The 21323-nt window shown below is 67.8% G+C and carries 14 protein-coding genes; 1 reads left to right on the top strand and 13 read right to left on the bottom strand.

Going from position 1 to position 21323, the window contains the following annotated elements:
- Window positions 1-48: 48 nt before the first annotated feature.
- The 6 genes from KOE53_RS07580 to KOE53_RS07555 form a co-directional block, all read right to left on the bottom strand.
- Window positions 49-6108, bottom strand: a complete 6060-nt coding sequence (locus tag KOE53_RS07580) for an Ig-like domain-containing protein (protein ID WP_188058009.1) — start codon at window positions 6106-6108, stop codon at window positions 49-51.
- Window positions 6105-7247, bottom strand: coding sequence for a serine/threonine-protein kinase (locus tag KOE53_RS07575; RefSeq protein WP_188045569.1), 1143 nt, complete (start codon window positions 7245-7247; stop codon window positions 6105-6107). The genes KOE53_RS07580 and KOE53_RS07575 overlap by 4 nt, the downstream gene beginning before the upstream one ends.
- A 92-nt stretch (window positions 7248-7339) precedes the next feature.
- Window positions 7340-8851: a DUF5684 domain-containing protein gene (locus KOE53_RS07570; RefSeq protein WP_188058008.1), complete on the bottom strand. Its 1512-nt coding sequence runs from the start codon at window positions 8849-8851 to the stop codon at window positions 7340-7342.
- A gap of 194 nt (window positions 8852-9045) precedes the next feature.
- Window positions 9046-9735: a 50S ribosomal protein L1 gene (gene rplA, locus KOE53_RS07565; protein ID WP_188045567.1), complete on the bottom strand. Its 690-nt coding sequence runs from the start codon at window positions 9733-9735 to the stop codon at window positions 9046-9048.
- Between the two features lie 19 nt (window positions 9736-9754).
- Window positions 9755-10183, bottom strand: a complete 429-nt coding sequence (gene rplK / locus KOE53_RS07560) for a 50S ribosomal protein L11 (RefSeq protein ID WP_188045566.1) — start codon at window positions 10181-10183, stop codon at window positions 9755-9757.
- Between the two features lie 120 nt (window positions 10184-10303).
- The gene (locus tag KOE53_RS07555; RefSeq protein WP_188058007.1) at window positions 10304-11074 is read right to left on the bottom strand and encodes an IclR family transcriptional regulator; all 771 of its coding nucleotides are present in this window, start codon (window positions 11072-11074) and stop codon (window positions 10304-10306) included.
- A gap of 87 nt (window positions 11075-11161) precedes the next feature.
- On the opposite strand from KOE53_RS07555, the gene KOE53_RS07550 reads away from it, so the two are divergent.
- Complete coding sequence (locus KOE53_RS07550; RefSeq protein ID WP_188058006.1) at window positions 11162-13321, top strand: malate synthase G; 2160 nt, start codon at window positions 11162-11164, stop codon at window positions 13319-13321.
- Here the strand turns inward: KOE53_RS07550 and KOE53_RS07545 are convergent.
- The 7 genes from KOE53_RS07545 to KOE53_RS07515 are packed head-to-tail and all read right to left on the bottom strand — an operon-like array spanning window position 13318 to window position 21323.
- On the bottom strand, window positions 13318-14595 hold the full coding sequence (locus KOE53_RS07545) for a DUF6986 family protein (RefSeq protein WP_188058005.1): 1278 nt from the start codon (window positions 14593-14595) through the stop codon (window positions 13318-13320). The two genes, KOE53_RS07550 and KOE53_RS07545, sit on opposite strands and share 4 nt — an antisense overlap.
- Entirely contained in the window at window positions 14592-15626 is a 1035-nt protein-coding gene (locus KOE53_RS07540; protein WP_188058004.1) for a LacI family DNA-binding transcriptional regulator, read from the bottom strand. The genes KOE53_RS07545 and KOE53_RS07540 overlap by 4 nt, the downstream gene beginning before the upstream one ends.
- A gap of 19 nt (window positions 15627-15645) precedes the next feature.
- On the bottom strand, window positions 15646-16902 hold the full coding sequence (locus KOE53_RS07535) for an amidohydrolase family protein (protein ID WP_188058003.1): 1257 nt from the start codon (window positions 16900-16902) through the stop codon (window positions 15646-15648).
- On the bottom strand, window positions 16892-17659 hold the full coding sequence (gene allE, locus KOE53_RS07530) for a (S)-ureidoglycine aminohydrolase (RefSeq protein WP_188058002.1): 768 nt from the start codon (window positions 17657-17659) through the stop codon (window positions 16892-16894). Before allE ends, KOE53_RS07535 begins: the two co-directional genes overlap by 11 nt.
- Entirely contained in the window at window positions 17660-18700 is a 1041-nt protein-coding gene (locus KOE53_RS07525; RefSeq protein WP_188058001.1) for an aminopeptidase, read from the bottom strand.
- Complete coding sequence (locus KOE53_RS07520) at window positions 18697-20067, bottom strand: dihydroorotase (protein WP_188058000.1); 1371 nt, start codon at window positions 20065-20067, stop codon at window positions 18697-18699. The genes KOE53_RS07525 and KOE53_RS07520 overlap by 4 nt, the downstream gene beginning before the upstream one ends.
- Window positions 20064-21323, bottom strand: coding sequence for an amidohydrolase family protein (locus KOE53_RS07515; RefSeq protein ID WP_188057999.1), 1260 nt, complete (start codon window positions 21321-21323; stop codon window positions 20064-20066). The genes KOE53_RS07520 and KOE53_RS07515 overlap by 4 nt, the downstream gene beginning before the upstream one ends.

Below are 21323 nucleotides of genomic sequence, written 5' to 3'. Positions count from 1 at the left end.
GAGTCCTCTGCTGAGTGTCGGTAAGTCATGGGGCGGGCGGGCCGGGGCTTAGGGGGTGGTGGGTGGCGTGACGGGAGGTGCGACCGGCGGCGTGTAGCAGGAGTTCAGCGTCACAGGGGTGAGCGCTGCGAACGGACCTGACCAGCCCACGGTCAGGCTGACCGTCGTGGCCCCGGCTGCCGGCGGGGCAGCGATCGAGACATTTGCGTTGTCGATCGTGGCTCCGCCAACGGCGAGAACCGCGCGCAACTGGTTTCCCGTCATGTCCGGGGTGACGCACACACCGTTGGGCTTGACCGTGACGATGCGCGGGGCGTTGTTCCAGGTCACCACGGACTCGCTTGAGCAATCGTCCTCGGCACACTGCTTGACGCGAATCTCGGCGAGGTCCTCCTGGCCGGAGACGTTGAGTACGTCGCTCCCCGAGTTGCTGTAGACGAGCGCGAAGCCGGTCACCTGCCCGGACACCGTCGGATCGCCAACTTGCTGGTACACGAAGCCGTTCCCACCATCCGAGGTCGCCCCTTGAGAGATCGTGTAGTTCACCGTCGGGGCGCCAAGATCACCGCCGATGCGCACCTTCGGCGATACCGCCTCACTCTTGCCGTACTGGCTCGCGATGCACACCTTCGCGCTGTATCTCCATCGTGCCTGCAGGCTGTCGAACTGCGGGTTGCTGCTGTCACAGCTCGGGTTCCCGAACGCCCCACGTGCGATGCCGTAGGTCAAGACCCGGTTCTCACCGGGACGATTCGACCCGCCCACTGCCGCAGCGAGCCCGCTGGTGGGCGGCACACTGACGAGGGTCGCGCCTGTGAGCAGGGGCGCCCCAAATACCTGGACCGTCGCCGTGCCCGGGTTTCCGGTCGGCGAACCCCCGCCGCCGATATTGGGCACCTCAAGGCTCGTGATGGGGATCGCGGCAACGGTCAGTTGGCCAACCGGTAGACCTGCGTATTCCTGGGTGAAGTCCGCGCCGCCTGGGGCCGCCACCTCGGTCCCACCGATCGTGAGCTTGTACGCGCTGGTGTCTGACGAGCCCGCGGCCACGGTGACCGTGATGCCACCGCGACCCTGGTCCGTGTTGTCCGGGTTCTCCAGCGGCACAGCCGTCACCGTCGGCGCCTTCGGCGGGCGGTACGCCCATGCCGTGACCGCGGTCGATGGCGCTGACTGGCCAACGGCGTTCACTGCGCGAGCCGAGAAGCTGGCCTTTGATCCGTTCTCGAGCCCCGTGGCGACGCACTTGTACATCGCGGGACCCACCGGCTCGCAACTCGTTGAGCCTGCGCCTGAAAGGGTCACCCCGGTCACTGCCGGGTGCGCCTGCTGGCCGCCCAGCGAGACATCGAAGGTGGCGCTGTTCTCGCTGAACGAGGACTGCGAGATGCTCGCCGGCGCCTCGGGCAGGCCCTGCGCGTCGAACTCGATCGAGCCCTCGCCCGTGCGGCCCTGCGCATCGCGCACGGTGAAGCTGACGGTGCAGGTGCCGCCGGTGATGCGGCCGCCCGGCCAGCTCACCGCGACGCCGCTGTCGCCCACGCGGGAGAACGAGCCAACCTGGCAGCTGTCGCCGCGCACCGACTCGAGCTTCAGGCCACCGCCCGCCTTGCCCGCAAACGGGTCGTGCTCGCCGCCAACGCCGACGACCGTAGTGCTGCAGCTGCCTCCCACGGTGCAGCGAAGCGCGACCGTACCGCCGCGCGGGACATCTCGAGGCGCCTCGCCGACGCGCAGCGTCAGCGGCGCACGAGACTCGCCCGCCCCGCTCACAGCGATCGACAGAATCTCCTGGCTGCCGGGAACCGCATCGGCGCGGGCATCGACCGTCACGCTGGCCCCGCCGGGCTTGATGGCGAACAGCGATCCGCCGCCGCTCACCTCAAACCGCAGCTTCGAGAGGTCGCCCGCGCGGCCGCCCTGCCAGTCCACCATGTCGGCGAGCTCGATCGTCGCGGTTTCGCCGGGCGCGACCGTGCGACTCAGCTGGTTGAGCTGCACAGCTGGCGCCTTCGGAACGATGAGTACGGGGACGGGAAGCGAGGTCCACGAATCCTGGCCCACCAGCCGCACGTCAATGAGGCAGGTATCGCTCCACGGCGCTTCTTTGCCCGCCGAGTACTTGAGCGCCTCAGCCGAGTTCGCCGCACACGTCGCCTGCGCTCTGCCGACCGAGAAGTTCCCCTGGCGGAACTCTGCCCGGTCGCCCGGTCCGAGGTCGACGAGCTCGCTCAGGCGCGCGTCGACCGTCTTGTCCTCGTCGACACTGAGCGGTTTGAGTCCCTGTTTGAGCGTGAGCCGAAGCTCGTCAAGCGGCGGCACGATGAGGAACCCGTAGGTCGACACCTCGCTGCCGGTGGCATCGGTGCCGCTCAGTCGAAACACCACGAGGTCGCCCTTGGGGTTGTACTCCCCGACGATGCGGTCGCCCTCGACTCGGTATTTGTCGGCGCTCGCGCCCCAGAGCGCGAGCGTGAGCGTCGATGCGTCACCGGTCGACCAGCGAACCTTGTCGGAGATCACGTCGACACCCGTGGACGAGAGCAGGCCCCGGTCGCGCACGTTCAGCACGGTGTCGCTCACGGTCGGCGCCTGGGCCCCCACGCGCTCAGAGGTCTGCACCACGATCAGGCCGTCTGCCGTGCTCTTGGTCACGCTCGAACGGACAACGTAGCGGTACGAGACGGTTCCCAGGGTGTCGTCTGAGGTCAGAGCGACGCGACCCTGCTTCATCTGCGAGAGGTCGATGCGCTCGGCGACGCGCTGGTACTCGGGGCTGTCTTTGCCACCCGCAACGTTCGGTTCGACCGAGACGATGCTGAGCTTGCCGAGGGCAGGATCGATGTCGTTCTCGAGCGGCAGCACGATGGCAGGATCGGTCGTGCCCGGGACGAGGCGCACGTAGTCGGTGGCCGCGATGGGCGCACCCGCGCCGGCGGAGGCGTCCGTGACGATCACGCGGAGCTTGCCCATACCCTTGGCTCCGGCGTCATCGCGCACGGTGTACTCGATCTCGTGCAGGCCGGGGCTGGCCGCCACCGAGGCCGCGACGGTGATCGCGGCACCCTGCGGCGCCAAGCTGGTCGTGAGTTGTGCGTCCTCCGGGCTCGCCACCCCTGAGAGCCGGATCCGGTCGCCGTCGGGGTCGACGCCCGAGAGCGGCACGCGCACCTCGGTCTGCTCGCCCGGCGCGACTCGCGCCGTCAGCACGCGCGGCTGTGGGTCGCGGTTCGAGCCCTTGGGCAGCACGGTGACGAGCACCGCGCCCACGTCGCTCGCCTCGGGCGAGCTCGCACCGTAGGTCGTGTATCCCAGGCGATAGGTGCCCGGAGCCTGCGGTGCAAGGTAGCGCAGTACGCTGCCGGAGGCGAACGCGAGCTCACCCTTGGTGCCCGATCCGCTCACTTCGGGGTGCAGCAGCAGCCGCTCCCCAGGGGCCGAGACGTCGTTATCGAGCACGCGGATATCGACGATCGATCCGGCGCGCACGGTCGCGGCATCGGCGACCGCGATGGCGCCTGACGTGCCCGACTCGGGCACCTGGAACACCGTGAGCCGGCCCTGGCCGACGGAGCTGCCCTCGGCGACCGTCACATCGACGGCACCGATCCGGCCCGGGCCGCCGTCAGCAGTGTTGCCGGCGACGCGCACGCGCGAGTGCTCGATCACATCGGCGCGGAGCTCGCCATCGACGACCGTGGCGTTTGTGACGCTGAGCGCGCGGGTACCGGCCCCGGGAATCGCGTCGAGCACCTCGACCGTCGAGTCCGAGAGCGGCCGGACGAAGGCGCGTAGCGGCGGCAGCGCCAGCGACTCGTTCGCAGGGGTCGCGGTCACACGCAGCAGTCCCGTAATCTCGCTGCCCGTCATGGTGTCTTTCAGCGCGAGTGAGACCGTGGTGGTGCCCGGGGCGCTCGCCTCGAGCTCGACCGTGCCGGATCCCGTCTGCGGGGTCACGCGCAGTTGGTCGCTGCCGCTCTGCACTGTGGCGTCGACCAGCGCGAACGAGCCCGAGCCGCCGGCCAGGCGCAGCATCGGGTTGAGCACAACCGACTCGCCGACCTTCACATTCGCGGCGGTCGAGGCGAATTCGGCGGTCGCGTCGGCTTGAATCGAGAGCTGCAGCTCGCGCTGGCGCTCCTCGCCGCGGCCGTCGCGCACCGTGATGCGCAGCGGCACCTCGGCAGCGCCGGCGTTCGCGTCGGTGTGACGCACGGCGAGGCGCCCGTCGGAGGTCACGATGGCGCGCACCGGATCCTCCGACCGCACGACCTCGACAGAGGCGAGCATCATGACGTCACCCTCGAGGTCGACCCAGTCGTCGAGTACGGGGTACACCAGCGTGCCGCCCGGGGCGATGGCGGGCACGCGCCACTCGCGCTGGCAGCCCTCGACCGGGCACCATTCGGGGCCGGTGTTGGTCTCGTCGCCCACGACCGTAAGCGTCACCGTGGCCGGTTCAGAAGTCAGGGTGCCGTCCGTCACGCGGTAGCGGAACGTCGCCGTCCCGCTTGCGCCCTCGGCCGGCTGCACCACGAGCTGTTGCCCGCCGGGCAACAGCTGCAGGGCGCCGAATGCCTCGGGAAGCGGAGTCTCGCCCAGGGACTCGGGGACCACGGTGAGGACGTCGCGCTTGTTCGCATCGAAGTCGTTGAGGAGGATCGAGAGCGGAGCCGGTTCCCCGGCGCGAACGCCGAACGCGTCGTCCATCGCCGTCGGCGCGATCTGCTCGGTGACCTCGTTCACCACTACGGTGCCGCGGTCTTCCTTGGGCGGGTCCGAGATGCTCCACTGCGAAAGCGGGATCATTGCGCCGTCGGGCAGCGTCCACAGCATGCCCGTCTGCACCTCGGTGAGCACCGCGCGCTCACCGTTTGAACGGATCACCGGATCAAGCTCGCCCGAGTTCCGCATCGAATCATCGAACTGCAGCGCGACGGTGTCTTCGCCCCGCCACAGGGTGCCGCCGCTCTGGCCGAGCCAGGCGGCGTACATCTCGCCGTCCACCTCGATCGGCTGCGCCGGCGTGCCCTCGGCATCGGTAATGCGTCGTGGTGCACCGCTCTCGCGCACCTCCCAGAGACCCGCGGCGTCGGCGATGACTACCGATTTTGCGCGCCCCGCACGATCGTCGCTGCTCTCTTGCAGCTTGGCCACGCCCTCGAACTCAAGGGTGAGCTCTGACTCACCCTCGCGCCAGAGTCGACCGCGCTCGGCGTCGAGCATCGCCCAGCCGCCCGGGGTGAGCGCAAGCTGCGGCGCCTCGGCGCTCTTCGCCGTGTTCGGGAGCGCCTTCGCGCCGCCCACGAACTCGCCGGTTGCCGCGTTGAAGCGTCGCATTGAGCCCTCGGCGGCGGAGTACATGACGAGCTCGCCGTCGTCCGCGATTGCGATGGCGTTCGCGAGGTACCCCACGGCTTCCTCACCCGGCGCCTCGCTCTCGGCGGCCTCATCAGCCTTGACGTCCGCGAGCGGGTCCACCTGTGTGAGCGCCGTCAGGCGGCTCTCGAGGTCGGCCACCTGCGCCTGGGAGACGGAGCCGTCGCCAATGCTCTCGCCCGCGGCGGCGTCCTCGGCGGCCGCGAGCTCGCCGACAAAGACCTTGCCTGCTTCAGTGCGCACCGCGACGAACCGGCCAGCCGCGAACACGTCACGGGTGCCCTCCGGCATGCGCACCGCAAGGGATCCTGCCTCTTCGGTGTTCGAGGCCGGGGTGGCCTCGTCGACCCCCGCGGCCTCGTCTGTCGCAGCGTCGCCCGCCGGGGCATCGTCGCCAAAATCAATGGGGTTGGCAGGATCGATCGGCCATGCCCGCCCGTTGCCGTGCGAGAAAAGCACGCCGCGGCCGCCGGCCTGCACCAGGCCGCTCGGCTCGAGTACCTTGCGCACGATGTCGAGCTCACCCGTGTCGGTGTTCACCCGCGCGTACTGCCCGGCATCGCGGGACACCCACACACCGGGCTCGGCGCGGGGGGCTTCGCGGGCGTCGTACCCGCTCGCGATCACCGCGATGGTGGAGACGAGCGCCAGGGCGATCCCACCCGCAATCCAGGTGCGGGCGGTCTTCCCGAGCGCGAAGCGGGCGGCACGGTTCTTTCCCGGCTTCATCCCGCACCTCCGACCAGGGCCCACACGAGCACGCCGATGCCGACGACGCCGGCGAGCGCGATGCCCGCGCCGATCATGCCGGCACGCATCGGCGAGGTCTGTCGGTCGAGCATCAGTCCGTCCGCGTCAGTGCCGCGACGCTGCGCCTGCAACTCGGCGCGCGCCTCGGCGCGCGTCATGCGGCCCGCGACGGTGCTCACCACGGGGCCGCGCACCCCGGCGGGCACCGCGCTTGCGCGCGGGAGCCACGCTTCAGCGACGACCTCCAGGGGGGTCACATCAAAGCCATAGCTCCGCTGCAGCCCCTGGAGCGCCTCGCCAAACTGAGCCATCGACGCGAAGCGTTCGTCAGGGTTCTTGCGCAGGGCGCCCGACAGCACCTCGTCGAGCGGCGCGTACCCCTGCGCGCCGGGGATCGACGGGTACACGGCCTTCGAGATGCGGTCGGAAAGCTTGGCTCGGGTGTTCTGCGCGCGCTCGGGAAGTTCGAACGGCGAACGGCCCGCGGCGAAGGAGTACAGAGTCGCGCCCAGCGACCACACTTCACTCGCGACGCTGCCGCCGCTGGTCATCTGCACGACCTCGGGCGCCGACCACGGGATCGACATGGCGAGCTGCTCAGAGCCGCCGATTTGCTCGCCCGCGACCTGGGCGATGCCGAAGTCGGCGAGTACCGGGCGGTCGAGCGTCGTCACGAGCACGTTCGAGGGCTTGATGTCTCGGTGCAGCACGCCGGCCCGGTGGGCGGTCTCGAGCGCGCCAGCCATGCGTACCCCCGCGTCGAGCACGTCGCGCAACGGCGCCGGGCGGCCCTTCGTGCGGGCCCCCATCGATTCGGGGCAATATTCCATCGCCAGGTACGGAAGCCCGTCGAGGGAGATACTCGCCTGGAAGATCGAAACGATCGACGGGTGGCTGCTGAGTCGCGCCATCACGTCCGCCTCGGCCTCAAACACCTCGCGCAGCGAGGTGAGCGAGGCGTCGGCGTGGGCCATGCCGTCGAGCACCTTGACGGCGACGACGCGGCGCGGCATGTCCTGCTCGTACAGGTACACCTGGGCGAAGCCCCCCGAGCCGAGGGGCCGGACGTAGCTGAAGCCGGGGATGACCGGGCGACGGTTCTCCTGACGGTCAGCCATGCGCGCGCCCCGACCGGGTCTGGGCGCGCGGCACGCTAAAAGCGGTGCTCGTAGTGCAGTCCATGCGGGTCAACTCGCTCCGGTCCTTCGCCTTATCCGTCAAGCGCCACGAGGCGCAGGCGAACGCGAAGCGTGCCGAACATCATCTCTTCGGTGGCGGGCTCGGAGACTCCCGAGGCGACGACCAGCTCTTCTCCGGTCTCGTCGATCACGGCGAGTCCGTTCGTCGAGCCGAGGTCAGTCACGACCCAAGCGCCGTCAATCACGTGCAGCCGGACGTGCGACTTCGACAGGGTGCGCGTCGAGTCTGGAATGACGAGCACGCTCGACTCGCCGGCCGAGCTCGGGCGGCGCCCCACGATGACGTCGTTGCTCGGCAACGGCAGCAGGGATCCGTCGGGCAGCTCGAGCACCCAGCGCTCACGCGGCGCGCGACTCACAAAGACGGTGTGGTCGAGTTCCTCCTCGAGACCGGCCTCGGCCTGAGCGGCAGGGGCGGCAGCGGGCGGGGCGCTCGCGACGGGCACGCCTGCCTCGGGAAGCTCCACCGGGGTGGCGGGCGAGACTGGCGCGGCGGCAGGATCCTGCACGGGTTCGGGAGCGGACGTCGGCGCGGGATCGGCCACGGGAGTCGGGGCAGCCCAGGCGCTCTCGGGCACCGCGAACGGCTCGGCCGACCGCGGGGCCGGGGGCATGTCGGCGACGGTGCCGGGCCAGGTGAACGGCTCGACCGGCTGAGCCTCCGCGGAGAAGGGCAGGGACAGCGGCTGGATCTCCTGGGTCGACAGCTGCTGGTACGCCTCCTCGGTCTCACGCCCGAAGCCCCACTGGGCGTCGGGCGCGGGGTCAGAGAACGCCGGGGGGCCAGGCGCCTGCTCGGGAGCCGCTGGCGGGGCACCGGCCGACTGCGCGGCCTGCGCCATCAGGGAATCAAAGCCGAGCGTCTCAAACGCGGGCGAGTCTGGGAGCGGCTGATGCTCCGGCGTCACGGCCGCGGGGTGCTGATAGGTCGGAGCCTCGTACGCGGGAGCGGGCGCGGCGGGGTAGCCCGGGTCCGGCTGGACCGGAGCTGAGTACTGAGCGGGAGCACCATACGCTGGCGCCTCGTCACGCATCGGAACCGCCGGAGGGGCGGCCCAAGGGGACGGCTCGACTGGCAGCGACGAGGCGGGGGGCTGCGGTGGAAGGTACCCGCCGGGTACTGCGGCGGGGGCGGCAGGGGCCGCGGCCTGCGCGTAGGCGGGGGCGCCATAGCCCTCGGCGCGCAGCTGTCCGCCGAGCATGGTCGCCCAGAGTGGCGGGATGAGCACAGCGAGCACGGTGAGGCCCGCGCCCTTGCCGAACTCGGTGTGGATCCGATGGATCGCCAACGCCCGCAATACGACGAAAACGATCGAGACGCCGGGCACGAACATGAGCAACACGAACCAGGGCGAGAAGCCGCCCCGCTGCAGGATCCGAGACTCGTTCCAAACCGGGATCCAGCCCTCGCCACCGGGGAGGCCGATGCGAGGAAAGAGCGACGAGAGCGCAGCGAGATACCAGAGGTAGAGGCCAAGGCCGACTATGGCCCAGACACCCCACAGCACCAGAAATATCGTCATGCTGCTCTCATCTGCGTACATGCATCCACCTTTGCTCAGTGTCCCGTCGCCCCCGGGTTCGCTCGACCGCCCCTGTCGGGCGGGCGACCGCACTGTCCTTTATCCTACGAGCATGCGTGGCAATGCTCGAACTGAAAACAAACGACCCCCGATCGCACGTGGCGAGCGGGGGTCGTTTTCCAGTCGAGAAGCGACTAGAAGCTGTTCACCTCGAGCGGGATGCCCGGGCCGAACGTGGTCGAAACTGCACCCTTGAGGACGTACTTGCCCTTCGAGGACGACGGCTTCAAACGGATGACCTCGTCGAGGGCGGCCGTGATGTTGTCGTTGAGCTGCTCCTGCGAGAACGACGCCTTGCCCACGATGAAGTGAACGTTGGCGTGCTTGTCGACGCGGAACTCGATCTTGCCACCCTTGATGTCGATCACGGCCTGAGCCGCGTTCGGGGTAACGGTGCCGGTCTTCGGGTTCGGCATGAGGCCACGGGGACCAAGTACCTTACCGAGGCGACCGACCTTGCCCATCATGTCGGGGGTAGCGACAGCCGAATCGAAAGCGGTGTAGCCAGCGGCCACCTTCTCGATGAGCTCGTCGCCGCCGACCTCGTCAGCGCCTGCAGCGATAGCTGCCTCAGCAGCTGCGCCGACTGCGAAGACGATGACGCGGGCGGTCTTGCCAGTGCCGTGGGGGAGGCTGACCGTGCCGCGAACCATCTGGTCCGCCTTGCGGGGGTCAACGCCGAGCTTGAGAGCGACCTCGACGGTGGAGTCGAACTTCGCTGAGCCCGTCTCCTTCGCGAGAGCGACAGCTTCGCTCGGGGTGTAGAACTTGCCAGCCTCGATCTTCTCGGCGGCGGCGCGGTATGCCTTTGATTTCTGAGCCATAATCTTTTTCGCCTCTCGCCTATTCGACCGTAATGCCCATCGAACGGGCGGTGCCCGCGATGATCTTCTCTGCAGCGTCCAGGTCGTTCGAGTTCAGATCGGCGCGCTTCTGCTCTGCGATCTGACGAACCTGCTCGCGGGTAATCTTCGCAACCTTGACGGTGTGCGGGGTGCCCGAGCCCTTCTGGACGCCGGCAGCCTTCTTGATGAGCTCAGCTGCGGGCGGGGTCTTCAGGATGAACGTGAACGAACGATCCTCATAGACGGTGATCTCAACGGGGACAACGTTGCCGCGCTGCGACTCGGTTGCTGCGTTGTACGCCTTGCAGAACTCCATGATGTTCACGCCGTGCTGGCCGAGAGCCGGACCAACGGGCGGTGCGGGGTTTGCAGCGCCGGCCTGGATCTGAAGCTTAATCAGACCCGTGACCTTCTTTGACTTTGCCATAATGATTCCTCTCCTCGAGCGAACGTGGCCGTTCGTTCTCCCGCATAGCTGGCGGTTCCAGTACGCGGTGCTGTTGCCACCGAAACGAGTCCGGCCGCAAACTACATAAGCATAGCCCGTCTAGCGCGACCCCGCAAACAGTTCGGCGAGGGTGACTGCAGCTCGCTGCAATGCCTCCACGCAGATTCGCGCCTCTGCGTCGGTGATTCTCGCCGCGGGGCCCGAGATCGAGATCGCACTGCGCGAGTGCGGGATCGGCACCGCAATGCACCGAACTCCTACTTCACGTTCCCCATCGTCAATCGCGAAGCCCCTGCTCTGGGTCATGCGCAGCTGCTCGAGCAACGCTTCGACCTCGGTAACGGTTGCGTCGGTGTACCGCGGCATTCCTACCGAATCGAGGATCCGCCGAACGGTTGCCTCGCTGAGCGTGGACAGGATCGCCTTGCCGACCCCGGACGCGTGGGGCAGCACCTCACGCCCAACCTCCGTGAACATGCGCATCTGGTGTCGGGATGGAACCTGGCCAATGTAGGCGACGTAGTCGCCGTTCAGCTCAGCCAGGTTCACGGTCTCTTGCGAGATCTCCTCAAGCTCCTGCATGATCGGCATCGCGATTCTCGCCCGGCTCGGCGTGGCTCTCAGCCCGAGATGGACGAGCCCCGGGCCGAGTCCGTAGCTTCGCGACTCAACCTGACGCACGTACCCCAGTGACTGCATCGTTTTCAGCAACCGGTGAGCGGTCGGCAACGCGAGCCCGGCCGCGGCCGCCGCGTTCGCCAGGGCCAGTTCCCCTTCCGCCGAAGCCAGCGCTTCAAGCAGCGCGAAAGCACGCTCGACCGATTGCACACCCGCGGGCAACGCCGGCGACCCTGCACCCGTTTTCGTCATGATTCCATCATACGGAATAGATGTTTCATTCTTGCTTCTTCCCTCATACGGTAGCGATCAACACCAGACATTGCCGGGAGGCCCCACGTGACCCAGTACGCCCGCCGAGCCGACCTCGAGGTCGCCCTCCCGATCGTTGAATTTGCCGAGCAGTCGCTGACCGAGGCTGGGCTCGCGCATGACGAGTTCTGGGACGGCGTGAGCGGGATCCTGCACGAGTTGGGGCCGCGCAACACCGACCTGCTCGCGAAGCGGGATGCGCTGCAAGCGCAGATCGACGAGTTCCACCGGAAACACCCCGGAACGCCCGACGCTGCGACGTATCGCGGCTTTCTCACGCAGATCGGCTATATCGTTCCCGAGCCGGCACCCTTCACGGTGAACACCGAGAACGTTGCGCCCGAAATCGCCCGACTCGCGGGGCCTCAACTGGTGGTGCCACTGCTCAACGCCCGATTTGCGCTCAATGCGGCGAATGCCCGTTGGGGGTCGCTGTACGACGCGCTCTACGGCACCGACGCGATCGCGCGTGAGGGAGAGCTCGCGCCCGGAGAGACCTATAACGAGCTGCGCGGTCGGGCGGTCATCACGCGGGGTCGCGAGTTCCTCGACTCGGCCGCGCCGCTTGCGGAGGGCTCGCACGCCGACGCCACCGGCTACACGGTCCTGGACGGGGCGTTCGTGGCACGGCTCGGCGCCGGCCAAGAGGCCCGGCTCGCTGACCCTGCACAGTTCGTCGGCTTCCAGGGGTCGGCCGCGGCACCTTCCGCGATGCTCCTGCGGCAGCACGGCCTCGGTATTGAGATCAACATCGACCGCTCGGGCAGCATCGGCCAGCGAGACCTCGCCGGAGTGCAGGACATCGTGCTCGAATCGGCGCTCACCACGATCATGGACCTCGAGGACTCGGTCGCGGCGGTCGACGCCGAGGACAAGGCGCTGGGTTACCGCAACTGGCGCGGCCTCATGTCTGGCACTCTGACGGAGTCCATCACCAAGAACGGGCGCGTCAGCACGCGAGCCATGCATACCGATCGGCAGTACACGACCCCGACTGGCGCGCAAACGACCGTGCCCGGGCGCGCGGTTCTCCTCGTCAGAAACGTCGGCCACCTCATGCGCGGCGACTCCATACTCGACCGCGAGGGGAACGAGACGTACGAGGGCATCGTCGACGCGATCATGACGGCCCTCGGCAGCTTGCCCGACCTCACCGGATCGCACCGGGGCGGGAACTCTCGCACCCCTTCGATGTATATCGTGAAACCAAAGATGCACGGCCCCGAGGAGGTCGCGTTCACTGTCGAGCTATTCGGCCGCGTTGAATCGCTGCTCGGCCTTCCCGAGCGCACGCTTAAGGTCGGCATTATGGACGAGGAACGTCGGACTTCGGTCAACCTTGCTGCCTGCATACATGCCGCACGCGACCGCATCGTGTTCATCAACACGGGCTTCCTGGATCGCACGGGCGACGAGATCCATACGTCGCTCCAGGCCGGCCCGATGCCGCCGAAGGCCGAGATTCGCGCCCTGCCGTGGCTGTCGAGCTACGAAGACCGCAATGTCGCCATCGGCGTTGCCTGCGGACTCAGCAACCGTGCTCAGATCGGCAAGGGCATGTGGGCGATGCCCGATCTCATGCACGACATGCTCGCCCAGAAGATCGCGCACGTGCGTTCCGGCGCCTCGACCGCCTGGGTGCCGTCGCCCACGGCCGCCACCCTGCATGCTCTGCACTATCACTCGGTGGACGCGTTCGCGGCCCGGGCGTCCCTGCCCCCGCTCCCCGAGCACAGCCTCGCGGACCTCCTGCAGATCCCGCTCGGTCGCGCCGGCGACCTCGACCCCCAGACGGTGGCGACCGAGCTCAACACCAACGTGCAGTCGATCCTGGGATACGTCGTCCGCTGGGTTGACCAGGGAATCGGCTGTTCGAAGGTCCCGGACATTCATGGCGTCGCGCTCATGGAGGACCGCGCGACGCTGCGTATCTCCAGCCAGCTACTCGCAAACTGGCTTGCGCACGACGTCATCACGATCGCGCAGGTGGACGAGAGCCTTTCCCGCCTGGCCAGAGTGGTGGACGAGCAGAACGCCGGCGACCCGAGCTACGAGACGCTCACGCCCGGCACGGTCGCGTTCGCGGCCGCGCGAGCGCTGATCGTTGATGGGGCGCGCCAGCCCAACGGCTACACAGAGCCGCTGCTCCACGCGCTTCGCCGGAGAAAGAAGGCTGGCGAGCGCTAGTCAGCTCGCCCCGTCCGGGCCACCCGTTCCACCAGTTCCAGGCTCAGCCCGGGGGCGAGCTCGTCTGCGGCGAGCGCGCCCCTCCGGATGGCGCGTGCGAGCAGCGCCCCGAGCATGCGTAACGTCGCGGGCTCGTCCAGAACGGCTCCCGCGGCATCCTCGTGCCCGAGGCCCAGCGCAGCGCGCAGCCGGCGCTGAGCGTCAGGAGCTTCCGCGCGCAGGACATCGAAGGCCGCGAGATATCGGGTGATCAGCTGCGCGGGGTGCAGATCCCAGCCCTGGGGAAGCCCGGTCTGCAATCCGTCGCGCACCATCTCGGCGTGGGCGTTCCAGGCCGCAATGCGCTGTTCGGCGTCTCCCACCGGAAGCCGGTTGAGCGAGCCATCGCATACTTCGATCACGTTGACCGCCGCCGCGACCTGCATCACGCGCGTCGCGTGGCGCGCCACCGGGTGGGTCGAGCGCTGCTGGCTCGGAATAATACCCTGCGCGCTCGTGTAGTCGTAGGTGCCAAAGTGCAGCGCCCGCACCCTCGGATGCCGGGAAAGCGTCACCAGCGCGTCCTCCGGTGTGACCCCGCCAATCACGTGGGGCACTTCCACTTGGAGCTCGACCCCCAGCGCACCCGGCGCAAGGTCGTGCTCGGACTCGATCGCCAGACATACCTCGCCCAGCACACGCACCTGAGACTGGTTCATGACCTTGGCGAGAGTCACCCGGACCCGCGACATCTCCGCGCTCGTCCCCGACGCAGCGAGGAACGAGCGAAGGAACAGCCGCAACGTGCGTGCTCCGCGCTGCGCGCCGCGACGGTCAAGCGGCTTCACACGCAGCCCCACTCGGTCGGGTGCCACCGGCCCGGCCAGGATCGCGGCGAGCACTTCGCCTGCCCGCAGCGCTGCGGCGTCCTCCTCCTCGTCCGAGCGATATCCGTAGCCGTCTTCAAAATCGACGCGGAGGTCCTCGATCGGCTGTTCCGCCAGCTTCTGGGCGACACGGGCGCTCAAGGTGGTGGAGTTGCCCGACTCCACCCCCATTGCGTGGGCGATCGCTACGAGGCCGCCGGCTTCGCGCGCCGCCTGCGCAGCTGCGTCACCCCACTGGCGAACGATGTCCGGTTCGAGCCGATCCGCCGGGATATAGACGGTGTGCAGCGGCTGCCCGATCCAGAGCGGCGTTGGCTCGAAGTCGGTCTCGAGTCCTGCGAGCTGCGCGAGGGCAGCGGCGATGCGTTCCTCGGCCCCCGCCTCGGCCACCACTAGCGGCGAGTTCACGGCGCCTCCCGAAGGGTGCTTTGGCGGACCCTGAGGGCCCCTTCGGTGACAATCGCTCCCGCCACTTCTTCGCCATTGATGCGCCGCAGCAGCATCTGGACCGCGAGTTCAGAGTTGAGTGCAGACTGCTGGTCAATTGCCGTCACGCTCGGATTGCCGAACTCGGCCGCCTGACTGTCGCCGCCCATGGCGATCAGCATGTCCTCGGGAACCCGGATGCCCGAGTCGCGGCAGGCCGAAAATACGCGGGCTCGGTATTGCTCGACTGTCGCGAAAATCGCGTCCGGCCGCTCGCTGCCGGAGATGAGGTCGAGGGTAGCACCGTAGGCGTCGTTGTGTGCTCGATCCGTAGGGACTCGCCGAATGATGGGCTCCATGCCGTGCGCGTTCGCCCACTCCTCGTAACCGCGGCGGCTGTCCTCGGTCGATGACCAGCTGGCGTCTGGCAGCAGAAGTGCGATGGTGCGCGCCCCCTCGGCACGCAAGTGGTCGAGCACCTTGACCGCATTGCCGCGATAGTCCCCGGCAACCACGTACGGCGAGTCGGGCCTCGAGGCGTCACGTTCAATCGTCACGACCGGCACGCCCAGCCGTTCGAGGGTATTCAGCCGTTCATCGTTGAACTCGGGGTCGCAGAGCACCACGCCATCGACGCCCAGCATGTTCCAGGCCGCGTCACCGCGCAGCTGCGGGGGCGTGAGTGTGAGCGCATAACCGGAGTCGAACGCCGCGCTTGCGGCAGCCCGCGCGCCGACCATGTAGGCCTCGACGCCCAGCAGCGAAACCGAACCCTCGTCCACGACCGGCAGGGAGTAGGCGATACTCCCGGTTCGCCCCAACCGGAAGGCGAGCGCAGTGCGGCTGGGGCGGTAGTCGAGCTCGGCCGCCGCCAACCTGACGCGCTCTCGAGTGGACTCCTTCAGCACTCCGCCGCCATTCAACGCGGCAGAAACGGTGCTTGTGGACAGCCCCACCCGTGCTGCGACGTCACGAATTGTGGCGCGCTTTGACGTCCGATCGGCGTTCACCATTTCGGTATTCCTCCGGTCTTCAGTAGCGCAGTGTGGTCTCGACGATACGCTGCGCGACGAGCGTTCCGCCGCGCACGTGCCAACGGGATGCGGCTTCGTTTCGGAGAGCCTGCACCCGATCGCCCGCGGACAACACCACAAAATCCGCCGGGCTTCCGACCACTATAGGGTCGGCTGGCCGTCCGACCGCGGCGCGCGCGGACGACGTGATGAGCCCCCAGGCAGCATCGATCCCCTCGCCGGGAAGGCGCCCCAGAGCCAGCGCATGCCAGGAAAGGCGCGCGCGCTCGAGCGGGTCGAGTGTCCCGAGGTACTCCCAGTTGTCCTCGTAGTTGCCGATGCCGATGGTGACATCCACCCCCGCGGCCAACAGTTCGAGGGGCCGCGAGACCCCGCGGTACGGACGCGTCCCCGCAAGGTTGGTCGGACACACCGTAACCGAGATTCCGGCGGCAGCCGCCTTTCCGATCACGCGCGCCGCGTCGTCGTCAGAGTATGTCTCCAAGGCGCCGACATGGTTGGCGTTCACACGCCCCTGCATCCCCGCGGCGATTGTCATCTCGGCGAGGTGCTCGAGCAGCCGCTCGGTGGGGTCGGTGAAGTAGTCAATGTTGATGTCGATGGGCACCGAGAATTCCTCGGCGAGCACAAAGACCGTGCGCAGGTGCTCGAGGCTCGCCTCGTGCGACGGTTCGTTGTTCGGCCATCCGCCCACCCGGTCCGCGCCCATGCGCAAGCCCTCGCGCAGCAACTGTTCCGCACGCGGGTCCGCCACAATCCCCTCTTGGGGGAACGCAGTCACAACCAGGTCCACCCAATCACTGCTCCGTTCACGGGCAGCAAGCAGCCCTTCGATCGAACGCAGCTCGGTCACCGAGTCGATGTCCGCCTGACCAGCCAGCACGCCGATGCCCTCAGCTGCGCAGTCCTGCAAGAACCGAGTGGCACGACGCTCGACATCCTCGACCGTGAATTGCGCCTTCAGCCGGCGCTGGCGTTCCATCATGTCCTCGCGGTCTCGGATCGGCGGCATCTCGAGCTGCGCGATTCGCTCTCGACTGTAGACCTTGTCGGGGTGGCTATGCGGCTCAGCAAACGGACGGAGTATCAGACCTCCCCGCGCATCGATCCTGTCTTGCGCTGGCGTCTCTTGAGTCGCGGCGAGCGCAGCCGGGGTGATCTCAACGATGATTCCGTCGCGAGAGCGCACATCGACGAGCGGCTGCTCAGTACCGTCAATCGAGACGTTTTGGACGAGCAGGTACTTAGAAGCCATCGCGGTTCACATCCTTGTAGAGCAGGTAGGCGCTCGGCCCGGATCCGGCAACGGTGAATGCCTGGGTGCAGTACGGAGCCATGTAGATGAAATCGTCCTGCGCCACTTCGAGGTGTTCCCCATCGAGGTGGTAGATTCCCCCGCCGTTCAGCATGTACAGACCGTGCTCCTGGTGATGAATCTCGATCATCTTGAACCGCGCACCGGCGTCGAAGCGCATGATGTTCATCGCCATGTCGTAGCGGGAATCGTCGGGCAGAAGCTGCCCGTAACTGCCGTCAATCCAGTCGTCCTCGGTGCCCACAATGTCGACGATGGTCCCGGTCACGAGCTCCGGGTCCCCCAGCCCCTCAACTCGTTCGTAGCGTTTTTTCACCCATAGCAGGCGCGCGTCTGTTCCCGCGGCCAGCTCAAAAGTGCGTCCCTCGGGCAGGAACACGTAGCCCCCGTCCGACAGGTCCCACGAATCGGAGTCGGAACGGACCGAGATTGCCCCCTCGATCACGAAGAGGAAGTTTTCGAACCCGCGACCGAGCGGTGCCGTTGACCCCTGACCGGCGTCAAACGTGAGGAGCACCTCCCCGAACCTTGCGGGCGTCCCCTGCGGGGCTGCGAGGACCACCGCAGAATACGGCGGCAGAAAAGGCAACGAGTTTTCCACCATCGTGTCCGGACTCATCAGGTAGTACCGGTCCCCCACGCTGCCCCTGCTCGTGCCGAGCGCAAAGGGGTTCGGTGCAGTTTCTACGCGCGCCATCTATCGGCTCCGTTCTGTGTTCGTGTGCGGCACCACGAATGACGCCAGATCTTGGTACTCGCCGTCGCGCAAGATTGTCTTGCCATCGAGGCGGATGGTTGGCTGTTTCACGACGAGGTCGACGTGCACCCCCGAGGTCCAGTCCGCCCCGGTGTAGTCCCCGAAGGGATGACCGAGCGCGATATGGCAGCCGGGCACGTTCTCGTCGAACAATAGGTTCCCGGTGATTTCCGTGCACCAGGGATTGGTACCCAGCGCAAACTCGCCGACGCGGCCAGCTTGCGCGTCCCGCCCGAACCAGTCTCGAAGCTGTTGCTGCAGCTGGCCGTCCGGATGAGTCACTCGACGCAATCGCCCGTCCTCAATCTCAAACAGTGCCGGCTCACGGAGTAGCCCGGTCGCCGCGTTGAACGGGTAGCCGATCACGGAGGCGGCGATGACGCCGCTCGCGTCGATCGGACTGCAAAAGGTCTCGCCCTGCGGCAGTCGCCCGCCGTCTCCGGGGCGCGGGTAGTGCCCGGTGAACGGCGTCCACGGGCGCTCGGGGTCGCATCGCAGCTCGATGTCGGTGCCGAGGGCGTTCAGTACCGTGATGATGCTCGTGCCGGTCGCCACGCTGGTCACCAGCTCCGTGTGCCTGCCAACGGCACGATAATCCATCGACATTCCGGGGCCCAACGACTGCGCGTCGAGCGCGGGCATCTGCGCGCTTCGCGCCCCAACCGCCTCGAGCAACTTCCAGTAGCGGTCGTCCCACGCCAGGTGGTCCTGGTCATCTCTCGCCGCAAAGACGACCACGTTCGGGCGACGCTCCAGCAGCGCCTGTTCGAGCCGACCGAAGGCGAGTTCGTAGTCGTCGTTGAGGCTCGGCAGGAGCGCTGTCGTCGCGCAGGCGACCGAGGCCGCGGCCTCATGAATATGGCGTGCCAGCGACGCCGTGTGCGCATCCGTGAGCACGAGCACGGTCTCGTCCGGCCGCACCTCCAGGCAGCCCTGAATGAGCTCAGTCGCGCCGGCTGCGAGCATCGAAGCGTCGATCATCGGTCTCTCCCCCACATGGGCTGAAATTGGCCGAGCCCCGGCTCTCCGACGAGCACCCCGTCCCGGACAACCTCGCGGCCACGGACGACGGTGTGCCGCACGCTCACCGAGGAGCTGCGCCCGTCATACGGCGTCCAGCGCCAGTCCCCCACCTGCGTGGTGACATCGACGACGGTCGGCGTCTGGGTGTCGAGGATGCAGAAGTCGGCATCTGCGCCAACCGCGATATCCCCCTTTGTCTGGCCGAGCGCGCACAGGGCAGCGGGGCCGCTGGTGAGCAGTTGCGCCGCGTCCTCAAGTGTCCAGCCGCGTGCCTGTGCCTCGCTGAGGAACAGTGGCCCGAATTCCTTCACTCCCTGAATCCCGAAGGGGCCCGCAAACGGGTCACGGTCGGCCGCAGCCTTCTCCTCAGGGTCATACGGGCAGTGGTCCGATACGACTGCCTGGATCGCACCGTCGCGCAGCCGGTCCCACATGCCCTCCACCAGCTGCTCTTCACGCAGCGGCGGGGCGCAGAGCGCAGGCCAGCCTTGGACTCGCAGGTCTTCCGCGGTGAGCATGAGGTGGTGAGCCGCGACCTCGCAGGTCACCGAGTGCCCTGCAGCCCGAGCCGCGGTCACCAGGTCCACTGCTTCGGGGACTGACAGGTGCACAAAGTGCGCGGCACCGCCGGTCTCCTGCACCAGCTCGAGCACCTCGCGCACCGCAATCAGCTCGATCTCTGGGCCGCGCTCCGCGGCAAATCGCGCGTAGTCCCGTGGCAGGCCTGCCTGCCTGGCGCGCTCATCGAGCTCGAGCAGCGCGACGCGGTCCTCCGCGTGCACCAGCACCATCCCGCCGCGATCGCGGGAGATCTCGAGTCCCCGGCGCACGTGTTCCCGACGCGCAGCGACCACTCCCATGTCGTTTTCGGGGAGAAAGGCCTTAAACCCCGAGACACCTGCGCGCATCATGCCCGGCAGTTCATCGAGGTGTGGCGCGGTGAGCCCGCCCCACAGCCCGAAGTCCACGTGGCTGCCGGCCTCCGCGTCCACGATTTTCGCCGCCAGCGCCTCGGCGGTCACCGTGAGCGGGGTCGAGAACGGGTGGTCCACGAGGCAGGTGATGCCCCCCAGCGCCGCGTTCGCGCTTCCTACCCTGAAGTCCTCCGAGATGGAGTCGCCGGGGTTGTCGAAGTGCACATGGAGATCGATCAGGCCGGGAAGCACAGCACCGTCCTGGGCGTCAAGCAGACGCGCGCTCGCGGTCTCGCTGCCGAGGGCGCTGATGCGCGTGATCCGGCCGGCTTTGACCACGACGTCAGCTGGGCGAAACGCCCCACCGATGAGCACACGCTCGCCGCGTACGACGAACTCTGGCTCGCTCATGAGTGGCTCCCCTCATTCGTGACGGCGGCGCCCCAGGTGGTCCGCACCGCGCGCCGCGCCACGACCCGTCCGCGGTGCACCGTCACGAGTCCGCCGAGCGGTCGCTCGAGGGCGGCAGCCCGTGTGGGCGCGTCGAGGATGACGAGCTCGGCGGGAAGCCCCGGGCGAAGTTCGCCTGCGGGGTCTCCGAGCGCCTGCCACGCGGCGCCGGAGATCATGTCCCAGACCGTGTCGACGTCGCCTTCACCGTCAAAGGATCCGCCGAAGAACGTCATGTTTGCGCGGTCGAGAGGGTTCAGCGTGCCGAGCGGGTACCACCCGTCGTTCATGTTGTCGCTTCCTGCGACAACATTGACGCCGGCGGCCAGGAGCTCTTGGGGCCGAGAGAGCCCGCGCGGCCCACCATCGGCGAGGTTGAGAGGGATCACCGCTACCGTGATGCCCGCGGCGGCGACCTTCTCTATGACCCGGGCCGCGGTCGCGTCGTCGTAGAGCTCCAGGGCCACACAGTGGCTCGCGAGCACGCGGCCTGGGAAGCCGCGTCGCAGCGTCTCGTCCGCGATGAACTCGAGCATCTGTTCGTCGGTGTCGAGGAAGCAGTCCGCGTGGATGTCGACGCCCACGTCGAACCGCTGGGCGAGATCGAAAACCGTGCGGACGTGGTCTTCCTGCGCTTGCCGTGTCGCTTCGACGTTTGGCCAGCCTCCAATGAAGTCAGCGCCCATCTCGATCGCTTGCTCCAGGAGCGCTGCTGCCCCGGGGTCGCGTGAGAGACCCTCCTGCGGGAACGCCACGATCTCAACGTCAAGGAGGTGCTCGGCGCGATCTCGGGCGCGGAGGAGGCCCTCCAAGCCACGAAGTCCGGCAAGCGTGTCGACATCGGCGGTCGCGCGAAGCTTGGTCACTCCGTTCGAGGCAGCAAGCTCAAACGCCCGAAGGGCGCGACGCTCCACATTGTCCGCGGTGAACCCGGCCTTGATCTGGGCGGCGCGCGCAAACGAGTCTTCCTCGGAACGCACCGAGGCTTCAAGCCCCTCGGGGAGATCGCTCAGGCTGTACGACTTGTCCGGGTGAACGTGTGGTTCGACGAACGCCCGAGAGACAAGCCCTCCGCGAGCGTCCTCATCGCTCGTTGAATACACGTCGCTCTCACGCGCAGGGGTAAGGTCAGTGATCATCTGGCCATCAATATGAACATTCCAACGGCCCTCCCGCCCGTGCAGGGAGGCATTTCGAATGACCCAGTTCTCGCTCAC

Source organism: Leucobacter sp. CX87 (genome assembly GCF_018682295.1).
Lineage (GTDB): Bacteria > Actinomycetota > Actinomycetes > Actinomycetales > Microbacteriaceae > Cx-87.
The sequence above is the reverse complement of the archived record's forward strand: the minus strand, read 5'-3'. Positions and strand labels throughout refer to the sequence as shown.

Bases quoted from the DNA above. Each gene is read 5' to 3' on its own strand.
- KOE53_RS07535 (WP_188058003.1), bottom strand. From the start codon at position 16,902: ATGGCTTCTAAGTACCTGCTCGTCCAAAACGTCTCGATTGACGGTACT.
- rplA (WP_188045567.1), bottom strand. From the start codon at position 9,735: ATGGCTCAGAAATCAAAGGCATACCGCGCCGCCGCCGAGAAGATCGAG.
- rplK (WP_188045566.1), bottom strand. From the start codon at position 10,183: ATGGCAAAGTCAAAGAAGGTCACGGGTCTGATTAAGCTTCAGATCCAG.
- KOE53_RS07520 (WP_188058000.1), bottom strand. From the start codon at position 20,067: ATGAGCGAGCCAGAGTTCGTCGTACGCGGCGAGCGTGTGCTCATCGGT.
- KOE53_RS07570 (WP_188058008.1), bottom strand. From the start codon at position 8,851: ATGACGATATTTCTGGTGCTGTGGGGTGTCTGGGCCATAGTCGGCCTT.
- allE (WP_188058002.1), bottom strand. From the start codon at position 17,659: ATGGCGCGCGTAGAAACTGCACCGAACCCCTTTGCGCTCGGCACGAGC.
- KOE53_RS07575 (WP_188045569.1), bottom strand. From the start codon at position 7,247: ATGGCTGACCGTCAGGAGAACCGTCGCCCGGTCATCCCCGGCTTCAGC.
- KOE53_RS07555 (WP_188058007.1), bottom strand. From the start codon at position 11,074: ATGACGAAAACGGGTGCAGGGTCGCCGGCGTTGCCCGCGGGTGTGCAA.
- KOE53_RS07540 (WP_188058004.1), bottom strand. From the start codon at position 15,626: ATGGTGAACGCCGATCGGACGTCAAAGCGCGCCACAATTCGTGACGTC.
- KOE53_RS07580 (WP_188058009.1), bottom strand. From the start codon at position 6,108: ATGAAGCCGGGAAAGAACCGTGCCGCCCGCTTCGCGCTCGGGAAGACC.
- KOE53_RS07525 (WP_188058001.1), bottom strand. From the start codon at position 18,700: ATGATCGACGCTTCGATGCTCGCAGCCGGCGCGACTGAGCTCATTCAG.